The sequence below is a fragment of the Actinophytocola sp. genome (assembly GCF_036555685.1).
GTDB lineage: Bacteria > Actinomycetota > Actinomycetes > Mycobacteriales > Pseudonocardiaceae > Actinophytocola.
Map to the genome: position 1 here is coordinate 1 of NZ_DATBKY010000243.1, position 14,134 is coordinate 14,134.

Sequence of the window (14,134 nt, forward strand, 5' to 3'; positions counted from 1 at the left end):
TCGGCGCGATCGCGGGCATCAAGATCGCGCCGCTCGTGGTCAAGTACATCGAGTCGACGCCGACCAGGGTCGCCTTCGCCGTGGCGATCTTCGTGCTGCTGGTCGCGCTGGGGGAGACCCTCGGCGTGTGGCTGGGCAGAAGCCTGCGGCAGAAGATCAGATCCCCGAAGCTGGCCAGCGTGGACAACGCGCTCGGCGCGATCGTGCAGGGCGCGGTCGTCTTCGTCGTGGCCTGGCTGATCGCGTTGCCGCTGGTCACGGTGGGCAACCTGCCGGACCTGGCGTCGGCCATCCGCAACTCGACCATCCTCGGCGGCGTCGACAAGGTCATGCCGCAGGCCGCGCAGGACCTGCCCGACGAGCTGCGCAGGCTGCTGGACGTGTCGGGCTTCCCGGCCGCGGTCGACCCGTTCGACCGCACGCCGACGAAGGAGGTCGCGCCGCCGGACCCGAAGCTGCAGAGCAGTGCGGTGGTGCAGCGGGTGCGGCCGAGCGTGCTCAAGATCCACGCGAAGGCGCCGTCCTGTTCGCGGGCCCTGGAGGGCACCGGCTTCGTGATCGCCCCCGAGCGGATGATGACGAACGCGCACGTGGTGGCCGGCACGTCGGAGGTCACGGTCGAGACGTCGAGCGGCCCGTACGACGCGCGGGTCGTCCACTACGACCCGGACACCGACGTCGCGGTGCTCGCCGTTCCCGGCCTCCCCGCGCCCGCGCTGCGCTTCGCCCCCCAGCCGGGCCGCTCCGGCCAGTCGGCGATCGTGCTGGGCTACCCGCTGGACGGCCCGTACACGGCGTCGCCGGCCCGGGTGCGCGACAAGATCAACCTGACGGGCCCGGACATCTACGACTCGAGCACGGTGACCCGCGAGGTGTTCACGCTGCGGGCCGTCGTACGCAGCGGCAACTCCGGCGGCCCGCTGGTGGACACCCGCGGCCGCGTCATCGGCGTGATCTTCGGCGCCGCGGTGGACGAGTCTGAGACCGGCTTTGCCCTGACGGCCAACGAGGTGACCGACGAGGTCCGCCAGGCCCCGAACCTCTCCCGCGCGGTGGGCACGGGCAGCTGCGCCGCCTGAGGCTCGGTTGTCCACAACAGACCAACCTGTCCACATGTCGATCATGCCCACCCGAATTGTCGGTGCCTCCCGGTAGACTGGATGACGGGGTGCCCCCGGAGAGGGGCGGGGGTCGCCATCCACGGGGCGGCTGATCTTGGCTCTACCAGGTGGGTTCCCGGTTCGGTCTCGGGTGGTCTGTCTATCGCGACGTGTCGAGGAAGTTGATCAGTGCCTTGTTGGTGGCCGCCGGTGCTTCCTGGTGCGGGTAGTGGCCGATTCCGTCCAGCAGCTTGGTCTCCACGGGACCGTGGGCCCACGACGCCGACGCCCGCACCGTGCCCGGCAGGATGCACGGGTCCGCCGCGCCCGACAACTGCAGCACCGGCACCGTGATCTCGCGCTGCATGGCCTCGGTGAACCGCCGGCCCTCGCCGCGTAGCTGGGCGCGTACCGCCCACCGGTAGTACTCCAGCGCCGAGTGCGCCACGCCGCGCACGGTCATCGCCGAGCGGTAGCGGGCCGCGACGTCCGCGAATCCGGGTTGGACTGTCCACTCGGGACCAGACCACTGGCGCATCAGCGCTTCCACCGCGGCGCCGTCGGACCGGGTCAGCCAGCGTTCCGGAGCGAGCGGCAGCTGCGCGCGGAACACGTGACCGAGCGCGCGCGCCTGGTTCGTCGCCTTGCGGTGCAGCGCCGTGCGCCGGATCTCGCGCCGCAGCGCCAACGGGTGCGCCGACGACACGGACCCTACTGACGACACCAGCCGCGGGTGCAGCGCGGCGACCGTCCACGCGAGCAGTCCGCCCCAGGCGTGCCCGACGAGGTGCGCGCGCGGTGAGCCGAGTGCCTTGATCAGCCCGCCGACGTCACCGGCGAGCGTCCACGCGTCGTAGCCGCGCGGCGGTTTGTCCGAATCGCCGTAACCTCGCAGGTCCACGGCCACGGCCCGGAAACCCGCGTCCGCAACCGCGGTGAGCTGGTGGCGCCAGGTCCACCAGAACTCGCCGAACCCGTGCAGCAGCAGCACGAGCGGACCCTCGCCGGTCTCCGTGACGTGCAGCCGGATGCCGTTCGCGTGCACGTCGCGGTGCCGCCAAGGGCCGTCGATGCGCACTGTCGACGGATCGGGGCGCACGGCTGTTGCGGTGCTCAGGGCGAGGTCCGTTCAGTAACGGCGCACGGCGTCGCCGGTGGCCGGCGCCGGCGCGGTCTCGTGACCGTCCTCGCCCACGTGCCGCAGCGTGGCCGCGGTTTCCTTCATCGACTCGATCGTGCGTTCCGGCGCCCGGATCTTCCGGAACTTGCGATACCCCAGGAGGGCGGAGATCGCCACCACCACCCACATGATGCCGAACACGATGAGGAAGGCGGCCCACCGCGGCAGCCAGATGTCCAGCAGCTCGGCGAGGAAGAAGAAGACGAAGAACGAGCTGTAGGCGAAGATGACCAGCGCGAGGATGAACCAGACGCTGCCCTTGACGGCCTTCTTGACCTCGCCGGAGACTTCCTGCTTCGCCAGCTCGACCTCGGCCCGGACCAAGGTCGACAGGTGTGTCGTCGCGTCCTTGACCAAGTTCCCGATCGACTGCTCGCCCGCCGCGCCGCTCGTCTCGTCGGACAACGGGATGGACGGGACGCGCGGCAGCCCCGCTCCGTTGCCGGTGTTGTCGTGCGCACTGGTCACGTGCGCCATCGTGCCATGTGCCGATCAAAGCGGCTGGCCCGGCAGGGCGTTCGGCGGGTCGGCTCAGCCCGTGGTCACACCGAACAGGAGGCCGACCGCATACGTGATGCCCATCGTCAGCGCGCCGACCGTGACGTTGCGCGCGATCGCCCGGCGGGCGACCGCGTTCCCCAGCCGCGCGCTGACCCACCCGGTGAGCACGAGCCCGAAGACCACCGCGCCGGCGCACGCCCAGACCCGCCACCCGACCGGCGGCAGCACGATCGCGACGAGCGGCAGCAGGCCGCCGCAGGTGAACGCGACGAGCGACGCCCACGCGGCGTGCCACGGGCTCGTCAGGTCGTCCGGGTCGATCCCGAGCTCCGCCTCGGCGTGGGCCTCGAGCGCGTTCTTCTCGGTCAGCTCGCGGGCCACCTCGGCGGCGAGGTCGGGGGAGAGACCCTTGTCCTCGTAGATCTCGGCGAGCTCGCGCTCCTCGGCCTCGGGCATGGTCTCCAGCTCGTAGCGCTCGAGGCGCAGCGCTGCCTGCTCGGTGTCGCGCTGGGTGCTGACCGAGACGTACTCGCCGCCCGCCATCGACAGCGCGCCCGCGACGAGGCTCGCCACCCCGGCGATGACGATCGCCGAGCGGTTGGCGGTCGCCCCGGCCACGCCGACGACGAGCCCGGCGACCGACACGATGCCGTCGTTCGCGCCGAGCACGCCCGCGCGTAACCAGTTCATCCGTTCACCGAGGCTGCCGCGGTGCGGCTCACCGGTGTGGACGTGGGCGGGCTCCTCGGCGCTGAGCTCAGTCACCCGCTCATTGAACCCCCGTGAGCGGCGTGTGGCACCATGGCGCGACCTGTCACTTCGCGCTCTGGGGGAGCGATCGATGAAGAAGTGGATCTTCTTTCTGGTCGTCGGCCTGGTCATGCTGTTCTTCAGCACCGGTGTCGCCGGCCGGGACCACGAGGTCCGGTGCGACGGCGAGCTGATGTTGCCCGGCGACGTCTGCGAGTACACCAACCGCAGCGGTGACGTCACCTCGCGGGAGACGTACGACGAGGTCAAGGAGGGCAACGAGCGTGCCCACCACACCTTCGTCACCTGGGGCCGCTGGGCACTGCTGGGCGGTGGCCTGGCGCTGAGCGCCCTCGGCATCTGGGGCATCGTGCGCCACCGGCGTCGCCGGAAGGCAGCCGGACCATCCACGGCGGACCTGTACTTCCAGCAGCAGGCCGCGCGGTCCGGCGCGCCCGCGCCGCACCCACAGGCACAGCCGCCGTTCCCACCACGGCAACAGTTCCCGCACCCGGGGTACCCGCCACCGCAGCAGCCCCGCCCGGCCGGCCCGCCCTCGCCACCCGGCGGCACCGACTTCGGGCCCGGCTCGGGCGACGACGTCACCCAGCGGCTCCGCTGACAAGACGACGGCCCGGCCACCGCGGTGGCCGGGCCGTCGTCTCCGGCATGTCAGTCCTCCGAGGCACCCTTCTTGAGGCCTTCGGAGATCAGGTCCATCACCGAGGAGTCGGCGAGCGTGGTCACGTCGCCGATCTGGCGGTTCTCGGCGACGTCGCGCAACAGGCGACGCATGATCTTTCCCGAGCGCGTCTTCGGCAGCTCCGGCACGACCATGATCTGCCGCGGCTTCGCGATCGGGCCGATCTCCTTCGCCACGTGGTCGCGCAGCGCCTTGAGCGCCTCCTCGCCCTTCGCCTCGTCCTCCGCGATGCCGCCGCGCAGGATCACGAACGCCACGATGCCCTGGCCGGTGGTCGGGTCGGTGGCGCCGACGACCGCCGCCTCGGCCACCGTCGGATGCGACACGAGCGCCGACTCCACCTCGGTCGTGGAGATCCGGTGGCCGGACACGTTCATCACGTCGTCCACCCGGCCCAGCAACCAGAAGTCGCCGTCCGCGTCGTACTTCGCGCCGTCGCCGGCGAAGTAGTAGCCCTGGTCGGCGAAGCGTGCCCAGTACGTCTCCCGGTACCGCTCGTCGTCGCCCCAGATGCCGCGCAGCATCGACGGCCACGGCTTGTCGAGCACCAGGTACCCGCCGCCGCCCTTGGCGACCTCGTTGCCCTGTTCGTCGACGACCTTCGCCGAGATGCCCGGCAGCGCCGTCTGCGCGGAACCGGGCTTGGCCGCGGTGACGCCGGGCAGCGGCGAGATCATGATCGCGCCGGTCTCGGTCTGCCACCACGTGTCGACCACTGGCGTGCGGTTGCCGCCGATGTGCTCGCGGTACCAGATCCACGCCTCGGGGTTGATCGGCTCGCCGACCGAGCCCAGCACGCGCAGCGAGGACAGGTCGAACTTCGCCGGGATGTCGTGGCCCCACTTCATGAACGTGCGGATCAGCGTCGGCGCGGTGTAGTACACCGTGACGCCGTACTTCTGCACGATCTCCCAGTGCCGGCCCTCGTGCGGGGTGTTCGGCGTGCCCTCGTAGACGACCTCGGTCACGCCGTTCGCCAGCGGGCCGTAGACGATGTAGCTGTGCCCGGTCACCCAGCCGATGTCGGCGGTGCACCAGTACACATCGGACTCCGGCTTCACGTCGAAGACGTTGCGATGCGTGTACGCGCACTGGGTCAGGTAACCGCCGGCCGTGTGCAGGATGCCCTTCGGCTTACCGGTCGTGCCCGACGTGTAGAGGATGAACAGCGGGTGCTCGGCGTCGAAGGCCTCCGGTGTGTGCGAGTCGGACTGTCCTTCCACGACGTCGTGCCACCACAGGTCGCGGCCGTCGGTCCACTCGACGTCGACCTCCGTGCGCTTCACGACGAGCACGTGCTCGATCGTCGGCGTCCGGCTCACCGCCTCGTCCACCGCGGCCTTGAGCGGGGCGGGCTTGCCGCGCCGGTACTGGCCGTCCGCGGTGATCACGAGCTTGGCCTCGGCGTCGTCGATCCGCGAGCGCAGCGCCTCGGCGGAGAAGCCGCCGAACACGACGCTGTGGGTCAGGCCCAGCCGCGCGCACGCGAGCATCGAGAAGATCGCCTCGGGCAGCATCGGCATGTAGATCGCGACCCGGTCGCCGGTCTTGAGACCCAGCGACTGCAGGGCGTTCGCGGTCTTGCACACCTCCCGCTGCAGGTCGGCGTAGGTGATGGTGCGGCCGTCGCCGGGCTCGCCCTCCCAGTGGATGGCGACCCGGTCGCCGTTGCCGGCCTCGACGTGCCGGTCGACGCAGTTGTAGGCGACGTTGAGCTTGCCGCCGACGAACCACTTCGCGAACGGTGGGTTCGACCAGTCGAGCACCTGGTTCCACTCGGTGTCCCAGTGCAGCTTCCGTGCCTCGTCGGCCCAGAACGCCTCCCGGTCGGCGTCCGCCTGCTGGTAAAGGTCCGCCTTCGCGTTCGCCTGGGCGGCGAACTCGTCGCTGGGCGGGAACGTCCTGCTCTCGGTGAGCAGGTTGTCCAGCGTCGGGCCCTGGTCGGTCATGATTTGGATCCTCTCGACCCAGAGGTGTGTAGTTGCTTGCCCTGTGCTATCACACGAGGCGATGGCACGCATAGGGTCCGAAGAGGTCCAGACCACCCGGCGGCGCTGCCACGTCCCGTTGTCACCCGGTAGGGTCCGATGCCGTGACTGACCCGCTGGCGCCGCTGCTGGAACTGCCCGGTGTCGAGGAGGCGGTGCACGCCGCGCGCGAGTCCGTGGACTCGGTGCACGGGCACCCCGCGAACCGCCGCGGCTGGCCGGCGACCGCCGCCGAGGCGTCCGTCCGCGCCGCGCGTGCCTCGGCCGCGCTCGACGGCGGTGACCCCGAGATTCCGGCCGCGGGGGAGGTCGACGAGCCGCACCTGGCCGGCGCGCTGCGCATCGCGGAGTCCCTGGGCACGCTCGTGCCTATCTGGCAGCGGGCGCCGATGCAGGCCCTGGCCCGGCTGCACATGCTGGCCGCCGCGGACCTGACGGACGACGAGGAGCTCGGCCGGCCGCGGCCCGGCCGGGGCATCTCGCGCCGGCTGGACCTGCTGGCCGAGCTGGTGGCCGGCGGCACGTCGGTACCCGGCGCCGTGCTCGTCGCGGTCGTGCACGGCGAGCTGCTGGCGCTGTCCCCGTTCCGTGCGGCGAACGGCGTGGTGGCCCGCGCGGCGGCCCGGCTGACCACGATCGGCACCGGTCTGGACCCGAAGGGGCTGATCGTGCCGGAGGTGTTCTACCTGCGCCGGTCCGACCGCTACGCCGAGGCAGCGGCGGGCTTCACCACGGGCACCGACGAGGGTCTGGCCGGCTGGATCACGTTCTGCTGCGCGGCGGTCGAGGCGGGCGCCCGCGAGGCGACCGGCATCGCGGAGGCCGTGCTCACGGGCTGACCTGCCCGTTCAGCGAACCTCGATCCGGACTCGGGGTCGACCGCGCACCCTTGGTGGTGCGAGTCCCCCTTCCTCGCTGTGTGTGACGGGATCCCACAGGGGCGGGCCGAGGTCCTCTCGGCCCGCCCTTATTTCCTGCGAGGAACTCCTAGACCAGCGCCAGCAGCAGGTCCGCGTGCCGGGACGTCAGTCGACGTGCGTGGTGCCCGGCAGGACCGCGAGCCGCGCGTCGAACGAACCCACCCCGATCGACGAGGCGGCGGCCGCGTGTGCGGGCGGCTCCCACAAGCACGTGCGGGCCAGCGCTGAGCAGCACTGGCCCGCACGTACGTCAGACGTCTCAGACGGTGGCGCGCAAGGACATCAGGGCCTTGCGCACGTGCCCGTCCGCCGCCGCCAGCGCCTCCGCGGCCTCCGGTGTGTCTACCCCGGACAGCAGGTGTACGAGCGCCACCTTCAGGTCCCCCTGTGCCTCGTCCAGGGCCTGGGCGCACTCGTGCATGTCCAGGCCCGTCGCCTCCCGCAGGATGCGCACCGTGCGGCCGCGCAGCTTCGCGTTCGTCGCGCGCATGCCGACCATCAGGTTCGAGTACGTGCGGCCGAGCTTGACCATCACGGCCGTCGAGAACGCGGTCAGCACGAGCTTCTGCGCCGTGCCCGCCTTCATCCGGGTCGAGCCGGCTACCGCCTCCGGGCCGGTGTCCACCTCGATGAGCACGTCGATGTCCGACAGGCCCACCGCGTGCGGGTTCGAGAAGACGAGACCGGTCCGCGCCCCCAGCGCGCCGGCCGCGCGCAGCGCCCCCAGTACGTACGGCGTCCGCCCGGACGCCGTCAGTCCGAGCACGAAGTCGCCCGCCTCGGCGGACGCCACGAGCTCCGCGGCACCGCCCTCTTCGTCGTCCTCGGCGTCCTCGACCGCGTTCTGGAACGCGGACGACCCCCCGGCGTGGTGCACCTCGAACCAGTCCGGCGGCGCGTTGTACGTGGGCGCGAGCTCCGCCGCGTCCAGGGTGGCCAGGCGGCCGGACGTGCCGGCGCCGACGTAGTGCACGCGGTGGCCGTGGCGCAGGGCCTCGACGGCCCAGTCGACGGCGGTGGCCAGTGCGGGCAGCGCGGCCGCCACCGCGTCGGGCACCAACCGGTCCTCGGCGTTGATCGATCTGAGGAGGTCCAACGTGGACAGCAGATCCAGGTCGGTCGTGCGCGGGTTCCGCCGCTCGGTCGGCGAGTCGACGTGAACGGCCTGGCGCGGCACTGTCATGTTGCCTCCCCCAAGGATCATTTACCGGTCTCCCGCGCCTTGCGGCGACCGTCGTGCCGGGTCTCCAGCCGGTGCGAGCCAACCGCGTCCCTGGTCTCCTCGAGCGCCTTCATCGAGTCGCTCAGATGGCGCTGCGCGACGCCGATGAACAGGCAGTCGATGACCGTGAGCTGGGCGATCCGGCTGGCCGTCGCACCCGAACGGAAGGTGGTCTCCCGGGCGGCGGTGGTCAGCACGAGGTCGGCCACCTCGCTGATCGGGGCGGTCGGGAAGTTCGTCAGCGCGACCGTCGTGGCACCGGCGCGCCGGGCCTCGCGGAGGGCCTCGACCGTGTCGGCGGTGGCGCCGGTGTGGGAGATGGCGAACGCGACGTCGCCCTGACCCAGCACGGCGGCCGACGTCAGCATGATGTGGGTGTCGCTCCAGGCGAAGCTGACTCGCCCGATGCGGTGCAGCTTCTGCTGGAGGTCGGCGGCGACGAAGGCACTCGCGCCGACGCCGTAGACGTCCACGCGGCCGGCGTTGGCCAGTGCCGCGACGACTTGCTCGAGGACGTTCACGTCGACCTGCGCGGCGGTCTCCTCGACCGCGCGGGCGTCGGCGAAGGTGACCTTGCCCACGACCGTGGCGAGGTCGTCCTCGGGAGCGATCTCGCCGCCGAGGTCGCGCTCGGCGCGGGCCTCGGAGCGGGCGGTGTCCGCGGCGAGTGCGATGCGCAGCTCGGGGTATCCGCCGACGCCGATGGCCTTGCAGAAACGGGTGACGGTGGTCTCGCTGGTACCGGCGGCCTCGGCGACCTCGGTGATGCTTCGCCGGGCAACCGTTGACGGACTGTCCAGGACGACCTTGGCTACGCGCTGCTCCGCGCGGGCCAGACCGGGCAGCAGCGACCGTATGCGGACCAGTGGACTTGACTCAGTGTGTTGTGTGGTCATGGCACTCGCGCTCACGTGGGAAACTTACTAACAGTCAACTGAGACAACAAGACGGCAGCCGCTGTCTTATGACAACGCTACCCAACCGGGGCGGAAACTTCCTGTTTCGTCGTGCTAGCTCAACATCGGAATCGACGATCAGGGGGGTGTTGTTAGCGTTTCAACCGCCGTCAGTTTTTCATCGTGACCCGAGTGACCAGCCGTCTGCCTGCAGTTTGTGGGGTTCTTTCTCACCGTTGAGGAGCGTCCGAACACCGTCCGTGACGAGGATGCGATCGAGGAAAATTCCCCGCCCGGTGTAGCGGGCGTCAGTAGTGAACCGCCAGCGCAGCGTGATCTCTGCAGCGTGCGGTATGCGTACATCGACCTTCCACCAGCTGCGATGCCCCGATCCGGATAACGATTCGACCGTTTCGTCCGGTGCGCCGGTGCCCTCGACGTCCATCGGCACACGCGTCCAGGAGGTTCCGTCGGTGCTCGCCTCGAGCACCAAGAAATCTGTGGATTCGGAGTCGACGAAGGCGTCGAAGTTCACTCGAACGGGACCGTCCGGTTGCAGTGCGGCACCGGTCAGCGTGGCCTGTGAGGCGTCGCCGATACCCGTGTACCACGCGTCCCGGCCGTGCCGCGGCTTCACCGCGAGTGCCTTCGCGAGCCCGGTGCACCACGTCTCGCGGGCGAGGTTGATCGAGCCCCAGTTCCGGCTTGGGTGCACGCGGTTGGTCAGCAGGATCGCGAACGACCGCGAGGCCGGGTCGATCACGACGTCGGTGCCGGTGTACCCGGTGTGCCCGGCGGTGTGGGGGCCGGACAGGCCGCCCATGTACCACATCTGGTTCAGCTCGAAGCCGTAGCCGTGGTCGTCACCAGGGAAGTTCTGGTTGTAGTTGTCGATCATCGACTGGACGGTCTGCTCGCGGAGGATCCGGTGCCCGCGGTACGTGCCGCCGTTGAGGATCGTCTGCGCCAGGATCGCCATGTCGCCGGCCGTGGAGAACACGCCCGCGTGCCCGGCGACGCCGCCGAGCGACCACGCGTTCTCGTCGTGCACGGAGCCGCGGACCATGCCGCGTGGTGGGCTGGCCTCGTACTCGGTCGCCGCGATCCGGTCCAGCTTGCTCGCCGGCGGGTTGTAGCCGGTGTCGACCATGTGCAGCGGGCCGGTGATCCGCTCGGCGACGACCTTGTCCAGCGTCTTGCCCGTGACCCGCTCGACCAGCACGCCCAGCGTTATCAGGTTCAGGTCGGAGTACTCGTACGTGCTGCCCGGCGGGTTGTGCGGAGCCACGTCCATGACGGCCTTGATCCGCGACGGCGGGTCCGGGTACGCCGACCACAGCGGCAGCCACGACACCAGCCCGGACGTGTGGGTCAGCAGCTGGGCGACCGTGATGGACTCCTTGCCGTTGACGCCGAACTCCGGCAGGTACGTCGCCGCCGGCGCGTTGACGTCCACCTCGCCCGCGTCCGCCAGCTGCATCACCGCGATCGAGGTGAAGAGCTTCGACACCGAGGCCATGTCGAAGATCGTGTCGGTGCGCATCGGCACCTTGTCCGCGTCCGGCAGCTCGGTGCCGGCGGCGTCCGCGTAGCGCAGCGCGTACCCGGCGGTCGCCCGCTTCACCACGACGCCGTCGTGCGCGAGCAGGCCGACCGCCCCGGCGAAGAGCGGATGCCCGCTCGCCGGGTTCGGCTCGGTCCAGGCGTCGATCTTGTCCTGCGCGGCCTCGATCGGCGCCGGGTCGAGGCCGACCGACCGCGGCGAACCCGTCCGCAGCACGGTCCGCGCCGGCGCGAAGCCGTCCTGCGGTCTGTCGAAGCGGCCGGTCACGCCGCCTCCGTGCGGGTCGGCGCTCGCGACGGTGCCGGCGGCGACGACGCTGCCGACCACGGCGAGCAGAGCAACTGACAGCACGGTCCGCCTGAACATGGCCACCTCGAAGTAGTCACCGGTAGATGAGATACCGCTCCCGTAGCTTCGCGAAAGCGGCGAGCTCGCCCCGCCAGGCGCCGATCACCTCGTCGGCCCCGGCGCCCGCGTTCACCATGAGACGCAGCCGGTCGGAGCCGGAGAGCTTGTCGATGTAGTTGTCCGGACGCCAGCCGAACACGTCCGGGTGGACCTGCTTCGCGGTGACGATCATCGTGACCGCGGTCCGGATCGCGTCGACGCGCTCCTCGTCCGTGATGTGCACCTGGACGCCGCCGCAGGTCTCGTTGACCCACTTGGAGAACGTCGGCACGAAGTAGTGCTCGCGGAACCGCACGCCGGGCAGGCCGGCCGCGTTGAGCGCCTCGGCCCAGCGCCAGTCGATCCCGGGCGCGCCGATGATCTCGAACGGCCGGGTCGTGCCGCGCCCCTCGGAGAACACGGTGCCCTCGAACAGGCAGGTGCCCGGGTAGACGAGCGCCGTCTGCGGCGTCGGCATGTTGGGGCTCGGCAGGACCCAGTGCAGCCCGGTCCGGGAGAACAGCTGGTCGCGGCGCCAGCCCCGGAGCCGGACGACCTCGAGGCTGTCCAGCCGCCCGCCGGCATCGTCGGGCAGGAACTCCGCGTCGAAGAGCTGCGCCAGCTCGCCGACGGTCATCCCGTGCTGCTGGACGATCGGCTTGCGGCCGACCCCGGACGCGAACGCGGGGTCGAGCATCGGGCCGAACGGCCGGCCGCCGACGGGGTTGGGCCGGTCGAGCACGACGACGGACGTGCCGGTGAGCACGGCCGCCTGCATGGCCGTGTACATGCTCCAGATGTAGGTGTAGAAGCGCGAACCGACGTCCGCGATGTCGAAGAGCAAGGTGTCGATGCCGGACTTGGTGAACAGGCCGGCGAGCTTCTCCGCGGTCGCGCCGTACGCGTCGTACACCGGGATCTGCGTGCGCGGGTCGAGGTAGTCGCCTTCCGACCCGCCGGCCTGCGCGGTTCCGCGGAAGCCGTGCTCGGGCCCGAAGACCGCGGTCGGCGTGAGGCCGGCGGCGACCATCGAGTCGACGATGTGCGTCTGGTCGCGCAGCACGCCGGTCGGGTTGGTCAGGATGCCGAGCTTGCGGCCCCGCAGGTGCTGCCACTCGTCCGCGGCGAGCAGGTCCGCGGCCGGCGTGACCTGCCCGTGGCCCTGCGCCGCCGCCTCGCCGTGGTGGACCGGGGCCGGTGTGGCGGCAGCCGGGCTCGCGGCCGCGACGGTGAGCGCCGGGGCCGCGAGCGCGGATGCGGTGAGCGCGGACCTGGAAAGGAACTGGCGGCGGTCGAAGCTCACCACGTCAGCCCCTCGCCGAACGGGTACAGGACGGTGTTCGGGTCGTCGCCCCGCGGCACGTCGACCGGGAGCTTGCCCTGCGGGGAGACCTCGCCGAAGAGGACCTTGGCGAGCGACTCCATCGAGACGGCGCGCCAGCTGTAGGTGGCCACCCAGGTCGGCGCGTCCACGAACCCCACGTCGTACGGGATCTGCGACGCGACCGCGACGACCGGCTTGCCCGTGGCGAGCAACGCGTTGACGAGCGCACGCTGCTGGGCCCGGCCGGACAGGTTGTTGGTCAGCACGACGGTGACGTCGTTCTCGCTGGCCGCGGCCACGGCCCGGTCGATCGTCGCCTGGGTCGGGCTCAGCCCGGTCGGCAGCGCGGTCGCGGTCGAGCCGCGCTCGTTGATGCTGTCGCGGAGCCATTCGGGAGTGCGGTTGGTGAGCACGGTGTCGCCGACGCCGGTGACGAGGACCTTGGCCGGCGCGTCGGCGAACGGCAGGAGGTTCGCGTCGTTGCGGACGACCGTCGTCGTGCGGTCGGTGAGCTGCTGGATCCGCGCGAGGTGCGCCGGCGTGCCGACGATCTTGTCGACCTTCTTATCGTCGACGAACGGCTTGGCGATGATCCCGCGCTTGAGCTTCAGCTTGAGGATCCGCAGGACGCTCTGGTCGATGCGCTGCTCGGTCAGCCGGCCGCTCTGCACGGCACCCTTGACCGCGTCGAGGGCGAGCTGCAGGTCCGGCGGCATGAGGAGCTGGTCGACGCCGGCCTCGAGCGCCATGACGGGGATCTCCTCGGGCGGGAAGACGTTCGCGCCGCCCATGCCGAGCGAGTCCGTGACGACCACGCCGTCGTAGCCCAGCTCGTTGCGCAGCAGCCCGGTCATGATCGGCTTCGACAGCGTGGCGGGCACGCCGGTCGGGTCGAGGCTCGGCACCTCGATGTGCGCGGTCATGATCGAGTCGATGCCGGCGTCCACGGCGGCCTTGAACGGCGGCAGGTCGAACTGGCGCCACTCGGCCTCGGTGCGGTCGATGATCGGCAGGCTGGTGTGGCTGTCGGTCGACGCGTCGCCGTGGCCCGGGAAGTGCTTGGCGGTCGAGGACACGGTCTCCGACAGCTTCTTGCTGCCGTGCTGGTATCCGTCGATCTCGGCGGTCACGAGGCTCGACGTGAGGTCGGGGCTGGAGGAGAAGCTGCGCGCGCCGATGACCGGGTTCAGCGGGTTGGAGTTGACGTCCGCGACCGGGGCGAAGTTCTCGTTGACGCCCATCGCGCGCAGCTCGGTGGCGTTGATCGTCGCGAGGGCCTTCGCGTCGGCGGTGCTGCGCCCGGCGCCGACGGCCATGTTCGCGGGGTACTCGGTGGCCGGCGTCTCGAGCCGGGTGACGTTGCCGCCCTCCTGGTCGATCGCGACGACGAGCGGGATGCGGGTGTTGTGCTTGACCGCGGCCCGCTGCAGCCCGTTGGAGAACGTGGCCAGCTGCTTGGGGTTGTCGACGTTGTCGGTCGTGCTGTTGTTGAAGTAGATGACGCCGCCGACGCCGAACTTCTCGATCACCTGCGCGGGGGTGTCGACCCCGTAGTTCTCCTGGTTCTTGGGATCCACGTCGTCGGCGGACTGGCCCCAC

Annotated in this window: 12 protein-coding genes; 3 read left to right on the top strand and 9 right to left on the bottom strand. The window is 70.8% G+C overall.

The features are described 5' to 3' along the window. A partial coding sequence (locus VH969_RS24435) for a MarP family serine protease (protein WP_331978157.1) occupies positions 1-1,079 on the top strand: 1,079 nt, incomplete at its 5' end. Between the two features lie 181 nt (positions 1,080-1,260). On the opposite strand, the gene VH969_RS24440 is transcribed toward VH969_RS24435, so the two are convergent. The 3 genes from VH969_RS24440 to VH969_RS24450 are packed head-to-tail and all read right to left on the bottom strand — an operon-like array spanning position 1,261 to position 3,471. Further along, complete coding sequence (locus VH969_RS24440; RefSeq protein WP_331978159.1) at positions 1,261-2,199, bottom strand: alpha/beta fold hydrolase; 939 nt, start codon at positions 2,197-2,199, stop codon at positions 1,261-1,263. A 30-nt stretch (positions 2,200-2,229) separates the two neighbouring features. Beyond that, entirely contained in the window at positions 2,230-2,757 is a 528-nt protein-coding gene (locus VH969_RS24445; RefSeq protein WP_331978161.1) for a phage holin family protein, read from the bottom strand. Between the two features lie 54 nt (positions 2,758-2,811). Continuing rightward, the gene (locus VH969_RS24450; protein ID WP_331978177.1) at positions 2,812-3,471 is read right to left on the bottom strand and encodes a VIT1/CCC1 transporter family protein; all 660 of its coding nucleotides are present in this window, start codon (positions 3,469-3,471) and stop codon (positions 2,812-2,814) included. A gap of 151 nt (positions 3,472-3,622) precedes the next feature. Between VH969_RS24450 and VH969_RS24455 the strand changes: the two genes are divergently transcribed. Beyond that, the gene (locus VH969_RS24455) at positions 3,623-4,153 is read left to right on the top strand and encodes a hypothetical protein (RefSeq protein ID WP_331978163.1); all 531 of its coding nucleotides are present in this window, start codon (positions 3,623-3,625) and stop codon (positions 4,151-4,153) included. A gap of 50 nt (positions 4,154-4,203) precedes the next feature. On the opposite strand, the gene acs is transcribed toward VH969_RS24455, so the two are convergent. Beyond that, entirely contained in the window at positions 4,204-6,183 is a 1,980-nt protein-coding gene (gene acs / locus VH969_RS24460; protein WP_331978165.1) for an acetate--CoA ligase, read from the bottom strand. 143 nt (positions 6,184-6,326) lie between these two features. Between acs and VH969_RS24465 the strand changes: the two genes are divergently transcribed. Further along, complete coding sequence (locus VH969_RS24465) at positions 6,327-7,061, top strand: Fic family protein (RefSeq protein ID WP_331978167.1); 735 nt, start codon at positions 6,327-6,329, stop codon at positions 7,059-7,061. 340 nt (positions 7,062-7,401) lie between these two features. Here VH969_RS24465 and VH969_RS24470 read toward each other — a convergent pair whose 3' ends face one another. The 5 genes from VH969_RS24470 to VH969_RS24490 all read right to left on the bottom strand — a co-directional run. Then, positions 7,402-8,325 (bottom strand): N-acetylmuramic acid 6-phosphate etherase, encoded by a 924-nt coding sequence (locus VH969_RS24470; protein WP_331978169.1) that lies wholly within the window; start codon positions 8,323-8,325, stop codon positions 7,402-7,404. A 17-nt stretch (positions 8,326-8,342) separates the two neighbouring features. Further along, a complete protein-coding gene (locus VH969_RS24475; protein WP_331978171.1) occupies positions 8,343-9,260 on the bottom strand; it encodes a MurR/RpiR family transcriptional regulator in 918 nt (305 codons plus the stop codon). A 178-nt stretch (positions 9,261-9,438) separates the two neighbouring features. Beyond that, positions 9,439-11,190 carry a serine hydrolase gene (locus VH969_RS24480; protein ID WP_331978173.1) on the bottom strand — a complete coding sequence of 584 codons (1,752 nt, stop codon included), beginning with the start codon at positions 11,188-11,190 and terminating at the stop codon, positions 9,439-9,441. 16 nt (positions 11,191-11,206) lie between these two features. Further along, positions 11,207-12,514, bottom strand: a complete 1,308-nt coding sequence (locus tag VH969_RS24485) for an exo-beta-N-acetylmuramidase NamZ family protein (protein WP_331978179.1) — start codon at positions 12,512-12,514, stop codon at positions 11,207-11,209. Further along, positions 12,511-14,134 (bottom strand): glycoside hydrolase family 3 protein (locus tag VH969_RS24490; protein WP_331978175.1); only part of this gene is annotated, 1,624 nt, incomplete at its 5' end. The genes VH969_RS24485 and VH969_RS24490, both read right to left, overlap by 4 nt.

Bases quoted from the DNA above. Each gene is read 5' to 3' on its own strand.
- VH969_RS24455 (WP_331978163.1), top strand. From the start codon at position 3,623: ATGAAGAAGTGGATCTTCTTTCTGGTCGTCGGCCTGGTCATGCTGTTC.
- VH969_RS24445 (WP_331978161.1), bottom strand. From the start codon at position 2,757: ATGGCGCACGTGACCAGTGCGCACGACAACACCGGCAACGGAGCGGGG.
- VH969_RS24480 (WP_331978173.1), bottom strand. From the start codon at position 11,190: ATGTTCAGGCGGACCGTGCTGTCAGTTGCTCTGCTCGCCGTGGTCGGC.
- VH969_RS24450 (WP_331978177.1), bottom strand. From the start codon at position 3,471: ATGAACTGGTTACGCGCGGGCGTGCTCGGCGCGAACGACGGCATCGTG.
- VH969_RS24475 (WP_331978171.1), bottom strand. From the start codon at position 9,260: ATGACCACACAACACACTGAGTCAAGTCCACTGGTCCGCATACGGTCG.
- VH969_RS24470 (WP_331978169.1), bottom strand. From the start codon at position 8,325: ATGACAGTGCCGCGCCAGGCCGTTCACGTCGACTCGCCGACCGAGCGG.
- acs (WP_331978165.1), bottom strand. From the start codon at position 6,183: ATGACCGACCAGGGCCCGACGCTGGACAACCTGCTCACCGAGAGCAGG.